The sequence below is a fragment of the Agrobacterium sp. DSM 25558 genome (genome assembly GCF_900100825.1).
Classification (GTDB): Bacteria; Pseudomonadota; Alphaproteobacteria; order Rhizobiales; family Rhizobiaceae; genus Agrobacterium.
The window spans coordinates 20,622-32,368 of the sequence record NZ_FMUD01000019.1 but is presented as its reverse complement, the minus strand read 5'-3'; the positions used below and the strand labels follow the sequence as shown (position 1 = coordinate 32,368).

Here is an 11,747-nt window from a genome sequence, read left to right as displayed (position 1 = left end):
GATTGATCCAGTGACCATCATTGAAACAGTGCCAAGGCCAAGGCGCGGCAAAAGCCGCGCCAACAAGCGCCTGACTGCCGTCATCGGCTTCCTCGTCACCGTCATCACCACCTTTTTGGGGTTGCTGGCGGTGACCTTCTTTATTGGCCGCGTCATCCCCATCGATCCCGCTCTCGCGATCGTGGGGGATCGTGCGCCTGCCCATGTGGTGGAGCGGGTGCGCGAAGAACTCGGCCTCAACCTGCCGCTCTGGCAGCAGTTTTTCCTCTATATCAAGCAGGCGCTGTCTGGTGATTTCGGCACGTCCGTGCTGACCACCAATCCTGTGATGACCGATATCATCCGCGTCTTTCCCGCCACCATAGAGCTTGCCACCATCGGCACGCTGATCGGTGCCGTCTTCGGCATTCCGCTGGGTGTTCTCGCCGCCGTCAAGCGCGGCAGCATCATCGACCAGATCGTGCGCATCATCGGTCTTGTCGGTTATTCCGTGCCGATCTTTTGGCTTGGCCTGCTGGCGCTGTTGGTGTTTTACGCCAAGCTCAACTGGGTCGCCTATCCCGGTCGTATGGATATCGTCTACGAATTTACCTTCACCCCGGTCACCGGTTTTTACCTGCTGGATGCCTTCTGGCAGGGGCAATGGGATGTGCTGTGGGACCTCTTCCGCCACATCATTCTGCCCGCCGGATTGCTGGGCTATTTCTCGTTGGCCTATATCAGCCGCATGACGCGCTCCTTCATGCTCAATGAGCTGAGCCAGGAGTACATCGTCGCTGCCCGCGCCAAGGGCCTGTCGGAAACCCGCATCATCTGGTTTCACGCGCTGCGCAATGCCGCCGTGCCGCTGTTGACGGTCATCGTGCTGTCCTATGCCGGGTTGCTGGAAGGATCGGTGTTGACGGAAACCATCTTCTCGTGGCCGGGGCTTGGCCTCTACATCACCAATTCCTTGCAGAATGCGGATATGAACGCCGTTCTCGGCGGCACCATCGTGATTGGCGCTGTCTTCATCAGCATCAATCTTCTGTCCGATCTGCTCTACCGGACGCTCGATCCAAGGACGCGCAGCCGATGACGACAGCTTCGACACCACTAAAACCCTATAGCCGCGAATGGCTGCTGTCCGACCGCCCCGCCTCGCGCGGGCAGGCCCGGCTTGGCCGTGCCTATGTCATTTGGCGGCGGTTTTCGGAAAACCGGTTGGCTTTGGCCGGGCTAGGCATCATTCTCGCGCTGGTTCTGGTCGCCATTTTTGCCGATGTACTGGCACCGCACTCTGCTGTGCAAGGTGATCTGCGCAATGCCCGCCTGCTACCACCCGGCAGTGCAGGCTACCTACTCGGCACGGATGATCAGGGTCGCGATATTCTCTCGCGCCTCATTCATGGCTCGCGGCTGACGCTGTTCGTGGTTCTGCTGGTTGCCATCATCGCCGCCCCCGTTGGTCTCATCGTCGGCACCGTGGCCGGTTACGCCGGTGGCTGGGTGGATGCCGTGTTGATGCGCATCACCGATATCTTTCTGGCCTTCCCCAAACTTGTTCTGGCGCTGGCACTGGTGGCCGCGCTCGGGCCGGGCATCGAGAACGCGGTGCTGGCCATCGCCATCACCTCATGGCCGCCCTATGCCCGCATTGCCCGCGCCGAAACCATGACATTCCGCCATTCCGATTTCATCGCGGCGGTGCAACTGATGGGCGCGTCGCCGTGGCGCATCGTGCTCAAACACGTCATGCCGCTCTGCATGTCATCGCTCATCGTGCGTGTGACGCTGGATATGGCGGGCATCATTCTGACGGCCGCCGGTCTCGGCTTTCTCGGCCTTGGCGCACAGCCGCCCTTGCCGGAATGGGGCGCGATGATCGCATCCGGTCGCCGCTTCATTCTCGATCAATGGTGGGTTGCGGCCATGCCGGGCATTGCCATTCTCATCGTCAGCCTGGGCTTCAACCTGTTGGGCGATGGTCTGCGAGATGCGCTGGACCCGAAGGAGGCAGGCCAATGAGTGCGCCGCTTCTGACCGTCGAAAACCTGCGCGTCTCCTTTCCCACCCGCACCGGGCTGGTGGAAGCCGTGCGCGGCGTGTCGTTTACGCTCGGCAAGGAGCGTCTCGGCATCGTCGGCGAATCCGGATCCGGCAAATCCCAGACCGGCCGCGCCATCATGGGGCTGACACCGTCTGCCGCGAAAATCGAGGCAGATGCCCTGCGTTTTGGCGATATCGATTTGCTGAAAGCGTCGGCCAAGCAGCGCCGCAGCATTCGTGGCAAGCGCATCGGCATGATCCTGCAGGACCCGAAATATTCGCTGAACCCGGTCATGCCTATCGGTCGCCAGATCGTGGAAACCCTGCAGACGCATGAGCGCATCAGCACATCGGTGGCCAAACAGCGCGCGCTCGACATGCTGGAGGCCGTGCAGATCCGCGAGCCGGAGCGCGTCTACGAGCTCTATCCGCACGAAGTCTCCGGCGGCATGGGACAGCGCGTCATGATCGCCATGATGCTGGTCTGCGGCCCGGAACTGCTGATTGCCGACGAACCGACATCGGCACTGGATGTGACGGTACAGCTGGAGGTGCTCGGCATTCTCGACAGGCTGGTGCGTGACCGCGGCATGGGCCTCATCTTCATCTCGCACGATTTGCGACTGGTCTCATCCTTCTGCGACCGGGTCATCGTCATGTATGCGGGCCGCGTGGTGGAAGAACTTCAGGCAGCCAATCTCGACAATGCTCAGCATCCCTACACGCGCGGTCTGCTCAACTGCCTGCCGAAGATCGGGGAAAACAGGCATCCGCTGCCGGTTCTGGAACGCCAGGTGGAGTGGCGCCTATGACCACAGTTCTCTCCGTTTCCGATCTGCTGGTGGATTTCGACGGCCATATCGCGCTCGATGGTGTCAGCATCGATGTCGCCCAAGGCGAATCCTTCGGCCTCGTTGGCGAATCCGGTTCGGGCAAATCCACGCTTTTGCGCGCCATTGCCGGTCTCAACCACTTCGATGAGGGCAGCCTCATGGTGGAGGGGCGGGCCTACAAAAGCAAATTCCGCGAGAAGAGCTTCTACCGCGATGTGCAGATGGTGTTTCAGGACCCCTATGGTTCGCTGCATCCGCGTCAGACTGTGGATGCGCTGCTGCTGGAGCCGCTGACAATCCACGGTATGGACGATAAGGAAGGCCGCATTACCCGCGCGCTGGATGAGGTGGGCTTGGGAACCGGCTTCCGTTTCCGCTATTCCCACCAGCTTTCCGGCGGTCAGCGCCAGCGCATCGCCATTGCCCGCGCGCTGATCCTCGAGCCGAAAATCCTGCTGCTTGATGAGCCTACATCGGCGCTCGACGCCTCCATCCAGGCCGAAATCCTCAACCTTTTGGAACAGGCCCGCGAGGACCGCAACCTCACCTTCCTCATGGTCAGCCACGACCTCGGCGTCATCAGCCACATGTGCGACAGGCTTGCGGTGATGAAAAGCGGCAAGGTGGTGGAGATGCTGGATGTCGAGGCGCTGGAAAGCCGGACGTTCGAGGCGGATTATACGCGGCAGTTGCTGGTGGCGAGTGAGGGATTTGTCCGCGATTGAGGCGTGGCGGTGATGCTGCTACAACCTCCCTCATTCCTGTGCTTGTCACAGGAATCCAGTGCCGCGCGTCTGCGTGGCGAAAGAGTTCTTTCAGCCCAAAGACTTGGGCTGACTAGATTCCTGTGACGGGCACAGGAATGAGGGGGCACCGTCACCATGAACCTACGCGCATTGATGTATTTCGATGAGCTCGTCCGCACCAATTCCATGCGCGCGGCGGCGGAAAATCTCAATGTTGCGCCAACCGCCGTCAGCCGCCAGATCGAAAATCTGGAAGAGTATTTCGGCACGCCGCTGGTGGAGCGTTCCAGCCGCGGCGTGACCTTGACGGCAGCGGGGGAGCTTCTGGCGGAACGTGCCGGAAAGACCCTGCGTGAGCTCGGTCACGTCCACCAGTTGATCGATGATCTCAAGGGGCTGGAGCGCGGGCGTGCCACGATCTATGCCAACGGCGCAACCGTCGCCAGCCTGCTGGCGCCGGCGCTCTCGCAATTCAGCCAGACCTACCCGAAACTGCGTTTCGAGGTGCATATCACCAGCGCTCGTCAGGCCATCGATGCGCTGGTCTCAGCGCAGGCTGATATCGCCATCACGCTGTTTGCGCCCAAAACATCAGAGGTCAAAATCCTCGCAAAGCGAGAGATTGGCTATGATGTCATCCTTCCCGCAGCGCACCCACTAGCAAGTAAACCTAAGATTTCATTGAAGGAACTTGCCACGATTCCCATGGCGCTGCCGGAAAAAACCTTCGCGGCACGGCAGGCCTTCGATGCGCTGTTTGCGCAAGCCGGTATCGCGCTGGACCCGGTCTTCACCGCAAGCTCACTGGAACTGCTGAAAGAACTGGTGCTGGACCAAGCCGCCGTGACGCTTCTGCCAGCCCTTGCGATTGCACGCGAAATTAAGTCCGGCCAGATGGTCGCGATCCCCCTGAGTGGCACCAAGGGCGTGCGCACAAACATGGAGCTGTGTGTTGCACCGGACCGTGAATTGTCCTTCGCCGCCGCAATGCTTGCCAGCTTTATTGAGACCTTTATGGGCAATCTGTCGAAATAGGCGGTTGATTTTTACCCTTGATGTCGTGTAGCGATTTTCGCAACGCGCTGAACACAAAATGTTTGCGCCACTCGACCGGAGACGATGATGATGCGCAGCATGCTTTTGCAATCGGTAAACCTCACACGCCGCCTGGCCTTGGGCCTTACCGTTGCCACCACGCTTTCAGCCATGCTGCCCGCCACGGTGGCTTTTGCGGCTGCTAAAAATTCCATCACCATAGGCATGGGCACAGAGCCCGCAGGGCTTGACCCGACAGCTGGCGCTAACGTCTTCATCGGCCAAGTCACATGGCAGAATATTTTTGAAGGCCTCGTCACCATAGACAAGGATGGCAAAATCCAGCCGCAACTGGCAGACAGCTGGGAGATTTCCGAAGACGGCAAGACATACACATTCAAGCTGCGTGAGGGCGTTAAATTCCACGACGGCGAGACTTTCGATTCTTCTGTTGCCAAGGCGTCGCTGGAACGCGCGCGCGGCGAAGCGTCCATCAATCCGCAGAAACGCTTCTTTTCAGCCATCGCCAGCATCGAAAGGCCAGATGCGACGACGCTGGTCCTCAAACTGAAGCAACCCTCCGGCAGCCTGCTCTATTGGCTCGGCTGGCCCGCCTCTGTCATGGTCGGCACCAAATCTGCCGAGACTAACAAGACGATACCCATCGGCACCGGACCGTTTAAATTCGTCAATTGGGCCAAGGGCGAAAAGGTCGAGCTGTCGCGCAACATGGACTACTGGAACAGGTCCGTGACCGTTGCGCTGGATAAGGCAACCTTCCGCTTTATTCCAGATCCGCAGGCGCAGGCCGCAGCGCTGAAATCCGGCGATGTCGATGCCTTTCCCGAGTTCGGGGCACCGGAATTGATGGGTTCCTTCGATGGCGATGCGCGGCTCGGCACCTTCATCGGCAACACGGAGTTGAAGGTCGTCGCGGGCATGAACAATGCCGTCAAACCCTTCAACGACAAGCGCGTGCGGCAGGCGCTGATGATGGCGGTGGACCGCGCAACCGTCATCGAGGGCGCATGGTCAGGCTTCGGCACGGCCATCGGCAGCCATTATACCCCCAATGATCGCGGCTATGTCGATACCACCGGCACGCTGCCCTATGATGCTGAAAAGGCGAAAGCGTTGCTGACTGAAGCGGGTTACCCCAACGGCCTTTCCTTTACCATCAAGGCTCCGCAGATGGCCTATTCACAGCGCACCTCGCAGGTCCTGCAAGCCATGTTTGCCGAAATTGGCGTGACGATGACCATCGAAACAACGGAATTTCCAGCCAAATGGGTGTCGGATGTTCTGAAAGGTGCCAATTACGAAATGACCATCGTCGCCCATGCCGAACCGATGGATATCGATATCTTTTCCCGCGATCCCTATTACTTCAACTACAAGAACCCAACCTTCAACGAGATCATCAAGAACGTCGAACTGACCGCCGATCCGGTGGAGCAGGAAGACTTGTATCGGGACGCGCAAAAGATTTTGGCGCAGGATGTGCCGGCGTTGTTTCTCTTCGTCATGCCAAAGCTTGGGGTTTGGGACAAGAAGATTCAGGGGCTGTGGGAGAACGAGCCGATCCCGTCGAATGTGCTGACGGAAGTGCATTGGGAAGAGTGATGTTGTGTTTGTCGTATAGTGATGGCGGGTGGGGCTTACCCCCCTCTGTCCTGCCGGACATCTCCCCCTCAAGGGGGGAGATCGGCCAAAGGCATGCTCCTCACTCCATTAGCGACGTTCAGAATGGGCAAGAGGTCTCAACGAGTCGATCTCCCCACCTGAGGGGGAGATGTCCGGCAGGACAGAGGGGGGTAAGCCACACCCATCGCCCTATATACCGGGCCTCAACATGATCGCCCTCATCGCCAAACGCATCCTCACCCTTCTCATCACCCTGCTGGCCGTCTCCTTCCTCATCTACTTCGTCATGGGCCTGCTTCCCGGCGACCCAGCCGCCATCATGCTTGGCACCTCGGCCAGCCCTGATACACTCGCGGCTTTGCAAAAACAGATGGGCCTCGATCAGCCTCTGGCCCTACGCTACCTGCAATGGCTCGTCGCCATGGCCCGAGGTGACCTTGGACAATCCTATACCTACGGCGTTCCAGTGGCCGGGCTCATCCTCGACAGGCTCATCGTCACCCTCCCACTCGCCCTCATCGCCGTCGGCCTGTCCATCCTCATGGCGCTCCCACTCGGTGTCCTTGCCGCGCGCTACAGAGGTGGCGCCATCGATTTTCTCTGCGGTCTGTTTTCCCATGCGGGCATTGCCGTTCCTGGTTTCTGGGTCGGGCTACTGCTGATCCTGCTCTTCTCTAGCACGCTCGGCTGGATGCCCGCTGGCGGCTTTCCCGGCTGGCAGGCAGGGGCGGGTGCGGCATTGAAGGCGCTCGTGCTTCCGGCGGTGGCGCTGGCCATTTCTCAAGCGGGTGTGCTGACGCGGGTCTGCCGCTCGGCCATGTTGGAGGTGATGAGCGAGGATTTTGTGCGGACTGTCCGCGCCAAGGGCATTGGTGAGACCGCGACCTTGTGGAAACACGTTCTGCCCAATGCGCTGATCCCTGTCATCACCATGATCGGCCTGCAATTCACCTTCCTGATCGCAGGCACAGTGCTGGTGGAAAATGTCTTCAATCTGCCCGGCCTCGGGCGTCTCGCCTATCAGGCGCTGACACAGCGTGACATCGTCGTCATGCAGTCTGTCGTGCTGTTCTTCTGCGCGCTCGTCATCACCATGAACTTCCTTGTCGATATGGCCTATCTGCTGATCGACCCGCGTTTGCGGGCGCGTGCCGCATGAGACGCTTTAATCGCCGCGGTGTCATCCTCCTGACCGGTGCCACCATCACCGGCGCTCTGCTGGCCATTGCGCTGCTCTCCCTTGTTTGGACGCCGCAGGTGCCGACAAAAATGCACATCGTCGCCAAGCTGAAGCCGCCGCTGGTGCAAGGCCTGCTGGGCACGGATCACTTTGGCCGAGATATTCTCTCCCTGCTGATGGTCGGGGCGTGGAATTCGCTCTCCACCGCCGTCATGGCCGTGGCCATCGGCGCGACCATTGGCACGCTGGTCGGCATATTTGCCGCTGCGCAACGCGGTATCGTGGAGGCTTTGCTGATGCGGCTTTGCGACATCACCTTCGCGCTGCCACCCATCCTTTCGGCAATGATGCTGGGTGCCTTCATCGGCTCCGGTCGCTTCACCGCCATCCTCGCAATCGCCACCTTCATGGTGCCGGTGTTTGCCCGGCTGACCTGCGCGGCTGCCTTGCAATTATGGGCGCGGGATTTCGTGCTGGCAGCGGAAAGCCTAGGGCGGAGCAGGGGCGGCATTACCTTCACCCACATTCTGCCGAACCTCACCAACCTCATCATCGTGCAGGTCAGCATCCAGCTAGGGCTTGCCATCCTGACCGAAGCTGGCCTCAGCTTCCTTGGTCTCGGCATGCCACCACCCGCACCCACATGGGGGCGGATGTTGTGGGAATCGCAGACCTATCTCTCCGCCGCTCCCTGGCTCGCGATCCTCCCCGGCTTGGCAATCGCCTTGGCGGTTCTGGGCTTCAATCTCCTGGGCGATGGCCTGCGAGATCTGCTCGACCCCAAGCTGCGCCGCTAGCGAAACAACGACAATGTGAGGCAAATGTCGTATTGCTGCCGCCATTGGTCTGTTACAGCGGAGCCACAATTCTGGAGTTGAAACCTATGCTGCGCCTGTCGGACAATCCCGCTCTATCGGTCGATGATGTCGAGCCGACCTTGGCGGAACCCGATGCGCCCAAAGTCGGTCTTGTCGATATTCTGCAAGCGCTGGCTGGCGATGAAAGCCGCGCACGCATTGCTGTCGGCGATCTTCTCTCCGCCATGGGAGACCGCGCCTTTGGCGCATTGATGCTGGTCTTTGCGCTGCCGAATATCGTGCCGACACCCCCCGGTACATCGGCCATAACAGGCACACCTCTGGTCTTTCTCGCCGCCCAGCTTTTTGCGGGCAAAAGCCCGCGGCTGCCGCGCGTCATTGCGGATCGTTCGCTGGCGCGGGAAGATTTTGCACGTGTGGTGCAAAAGATCGTCCCTGTTTTGCTGTGGGTTCAAAAGCTTTTGAAACCGCGCATGGAAGTCTTGCTTTCTCCGGTTTGCGAACGGCTGATCGGCCTCGTATGTCTGCTTCTTGCCGTCATTCTGGCCTTGCCCATCCCGCTCGGCAATATCCTGCCCGCTATCGCAATCTGTTGTTTCTCCTTCGCTCTTCTGGAACGGGATGGTCTGTTCGCTCTCATCGGCGGGGTTCTCTCGGTGATCTCGGTGGCGGTCGTCAGCGGTGTGATCTATGGCATCGCAAAGGCCACGCTTTATTTCGTGGTAGGACCATTGTTGGGGTGAGCGTACCTTGCCTTGTTTGACACGGGCTCTAGAAAAATGTCAGCACAGTGGAAATGACCTAAGGGCAGGCACATGGCCAAACGATCCGAAACAGGTGGACGGCTAGATGACGCGGCGCGGGCCGGGTGGCTCTATTACGTTGCCGGTCGCACGCAGGATGAGATTGCCAGCGCCATGGGCATCTCCCGCCAGTCCGCGCAGCGCCTCGTGTCATTGGCCGTTGCCGAACGTCTCATCAAGGTCCGGCTCGATCACCCCATTGCCGCCTGCCTGGAAAAAAGCGAAGCCCTGCGGGAGCGGTTTTCGCTGAAATATGTCGAGGTCGTCCCGAGCGATCCGGCAGGCACATCCTCCACTGTCGGCATTGCCGAGGCGGGGGCGGCGGAGATTGAACGCTGGTTGCGCAAGACCGATCCCATCGTGCTCGCCATCGGTACAGGCCGAACGCTGAAAGCCGCGGTCGATCAGTTACCACCAATGGAATGTCCGCAACACCGTATCGTGTCGCTCACCGGCAATATCGGGCCGGATGGGTCTGCGGCCTATTACAACGTCATCTTCAGCATGGCCGATGCCATCAAGGCGCGGCATTTCCCAATGCCTTTGCCGGTTCTCTGTTCCTCTGCGGAAGAGCGGGAATTGCTGCACGATCAGTCCATGGTGCGCTCCACGCTGGCACTGGGTGCCGCTGCCGATGTGACCTTCGTCGGCGTCGGTCAACTGGCAGAGGATGCACCGCTGTGCGTCGATGGTTTTCTGGAGGTTCAAGAAATGCGCGACCTCATCGCCAAGGGTGGTGCGGGCGAAATCTGCGGCTGGTCCTTTGACCGCGATGGCCAGATTCTCGACACGCCGATCAATGACCGTGTCGCCTCCGTTCCCCTGCCGCCGCGTGAGACCAGCACGGTGATCGGCATTGCCCAGGGCAAGCAAAAATCACCTGCTATTCTGGCTGCATTACGCGGTGGGCTCCTGAACGGTGTTATCACCGATGAGGCTTCCGCCGAATATTTGCTCAGAAACTGAGCAGAAATATCACTTTAAAACCAGTATGTTAGCTATTCCTTGTGCATCGCAGCGCAGGTAGGTGCTTGACTTTCATCTCCCATAAGTGAGTAATTGCCCTAGAGCAAAGCGAATGCTCACAAACTTCTTCTGGGAGGAAGATCATGACTTTGAAGACACTTCTGCTGGGCGCGTGCTCGGCTCTCGCCTTTTCGGGCCTCGCTTCCGCAGAAACGCTGACCATCGCCACCGTCAACAACGGCGATATGATCCGCATGCAGGGACTGACATCCGAATTCACCGCCAAAAATCCCGATATCAAGGTTGAATGGGTTACGCTGGAAGAAAACGTCCTGCGCGAACGCGTCACCACCGATATCGCCACCAACGGCGGCCAATACGACATCATGACCATCGGCAACTATGAAGTTCCGATCTGGGCCAAGCAGGGCTGGCTTCTGCCGCTCGAAAAGCTCGGCGACAACTATGATGTTGCTGACATGCTGCCATCCATCAAGGGTGGTTTGACTGTCGATTCCAAGCTTTACGCTGCACCGTTCTACGGCGAATCCGCCATGATCATGTATCGCAAGGACCTTTTTGAAAAAGCAGGCCTGAAGATGCCGGAAAACCCGACCTGGGAATTCATTGGCGATGCAGCCCGCAAGATCACCGACCGCAAGGGTGACATCAACGGCATGTGCCTTCGTGGCAAGGCCGGCTGGGGCGAAAACATGGCCTTCATCACAGCTCTCACCAATTCCTTCGGTGGCCGCTGGTTCGATGAAAACTGGAAGCCGCAGTTCGATCAGCCGGAATGGAAGAACGCCCTTCAGTTCTACGTTGACCTCATGAAGGATACCGGTCCGTCCGGTGCTTCCTCCAACGGCTTCAACGAAAACCTGACGCTGTTCCAGCAGGGCAAATGCGGCATGTGGATCGATGCTACTGTAGCGGCATCCTTCGTGTCGAACCCGAAAGACAGCAAGGTTGCCGATCAGGTTGGCTACGCGCTGTTCCCGACGCACGGCGAATTGAAGAACCACGGCAACTGGCTCTGGTCCTGGAACCTCGCCATTCCGAAGAGCTCGCAGAAGGCAGAAGCGGCTGAAAAGTTCATCGCCTGGGCAACCAGCAAGGAATACACGCAGCTCGTGGCATCCAAGGACGGCTGGGCCAACGTTCCTCCGGGCACCCGTACCTCGCTCTACAAGAACGCGGATTACGAAAAGGCGGCTGGCTTTGCAGCGCCGACGCTCGCTGCCATGAACGCGGCTGACATCACCAAGCCAACCGTCAAGCCGGTGCCCTACACAGGCGGCCAGTTCGTGGCTATCCCTGAGTTCCAGTCCCTTGGCACCACGGTCGGTCAGCTGTTCTCGGCGGTTGTTGCCGGTCAGTCCAGCGTCGATGACGCGCTTGCCAGCGCACAGTCCACGGCCACGCGTGAAATGACGCGCTCGGGATACATCAAGTAATCCTCCCGAAGAACCACCGTCCGGCCTTAAGGGCCGGGCGGCGGGTATTCTCATCTGGCACGGGGATGCTGTGCGTTTCTTCTCCCCGCCGGGGAGAAGGTGGCCCGAAGGGTCGGATGAGGGGGCAACCTATCTATTTATCGCTACCCTAGCCCCCTCATCCCGCTGCCGCGACCTTCTCCCCGGCGGGGAGAAGGCGTAAACAGCGCCCTTCCGGTTCACGCAAGATAGTCCTTC

The 11,747-nt window shown here is 59.5% G+C and carries 11 protein-coding genes; all 11 read left to right on the top strand.

From position 1 onward, the window contains the following. The first annotated feature begins 10 nt into the window (after positions 1 to 10). The 11 genes from DSM25558_RS16605 (at position 11) to DSM25558_RS16555 (ending at position 11,510) form a co-directional block, all read left to right on the top strand. On the top strand, positions 11 to 1,078 hold the full coding sequence (locus DSM25558_RS16605; RefSeq protein WP_077105808.1) for an ABC transporter permease: 1,068 nt from the start codon (positions 11 to 13) through the stop codon (positions 1,076 to 1,078). Further along, positions 1,075 to 2,007, top strand: coding sequence for an ABC transporter permease (locus DSM25558_RS16600; RefSeq protein ID WP_077105807.1), 933 nt, complete (start codon positions 1,075 to 1,077; stop codon positions 2,005 to 2,007). The genes DSM25558_RS16605 and DSM25558_RS16600 overlap by 4 nt, the downstream gene beginning before the upstream one ends. Continuing rightward, positions 2,004 to 2,840, top strand: coding sequence for an ABC transporter ATP-binding protein (locus DSM25558_RS16595; RefSeq protein ID WP_077105806.1), 837 nt, complete (start codon positions 2,004 to 2,006; stop codon positions 2,838 to 2,840). Before DSM25558_RS16600 ends, DSM25558_RS16595 begins: the two co-directional genes overlap by 4 nt. Then, a complete protein-coding gene (locus DSM25558_RS16590) occupies positions 2,837 to 3,586 on the top strand; it encodes an ABC transporter ATP-binding protein (RefSeq protein WP_077105805.1) in 750 nt (249 codons plus the stop codon). The genes DSM25558_RS16595 and DSM25558_RS16590 overlap by 4 nt, the downstream gene beginning before the upstream one ends. Before the next feature lie 156 nt (positions 3,587 to 3,742). Beyond that, entirely contained in the window at positions 3,743 to 4,642 is a 900-nt protein-coding gene (locus DSM25558_RS16585; protein ID WP_077105804.1) for a LysR family transcriptional regulator, read from the top strand. 84 nt (positions 4,643 to 4,726) lie between these two features. Then, positions 4,727 to 6,265: an ABC transporter substrate-binding protein gene (locus tag DSM25558_RS16580; RefSeq protein ID WP_077105803.1), complete on the top strand. Its 1,539-nt coding sequence runs from the start codon at positions 4,727 to 4,729 to the stop codon at positions 6,263 to 6,265. 229 nt (positions 6,266 to 6,494) lie between these two features. Continuing rightward, positions 6,495 to 7,445, top strand: a complete 951-nt coding sequence (locus DSM25558_RS16575) for an ABC transporter permease (RefSeq protein WP_077105867.1) — start codon at positions 6,495 to 6,497, stop codon at positions 7,443 to 7,445. Further along, on the top strand, positions 7,442 to 8,263 hold the full coding sequence (locus DSM25558_RS16570) for an ABC transporter permease (RefSeq protein ID WP_077105802.1): 822 nt from the start codon (positions 7,442 to 7,444) through the stop codon (positions 8,261 to 8,263). The genes DSM25558_RS16575 and DSM25558_RS16570 overlap by 4 nt, the downstream gene beginning before the upstream one ends. Before the next feature lie 182 nt (positions 8,264 to 8,445). Then, positions 8,446 to 9,027 carry an exopolysaccharide biosynthesis protein gene (locus DSM25558_RS16565; protein WP_077105866.1) on the top strand — a complete coding sequence of 194 codons (582 nt, stop codon included), beginning with the start codon at positions 8,446 to 8,448 and terminating at the stop codon, positions 9,025 to 9,027. A gap of 72 nt (positions 9,028 to 9,099) precedes the next feature. Next, positions 9,100 to 10,053 (top strand): sugar-binding transcriptional regulator, encoded by a 954-nt coding sequence (locus DSM25558_RS16560; protein ID WP_077105801.1) that lies wholly within the window; start codon positions 9,100 to 9,102, stop codon positions 10,051 to 10,053. Positions 10,054 to 10,196: 143 nt separating this feature from the next. Beyond that, positions 10,197 to 11,510 carry an ABC transporter substrate-binding protein gene (locus DSM25558_RS16555; protein ID WP_077105800.1) on the top strand — a complete coding sequence of 438 codons (1,314 nt, stop codon included), beginning with the start codon at positions 10,197 to 10,199 and terminating at the stop codon, positions 11,508 to 11,510. Positions 11,511 to 11,747: the final 237 nt, after the last annotated feature.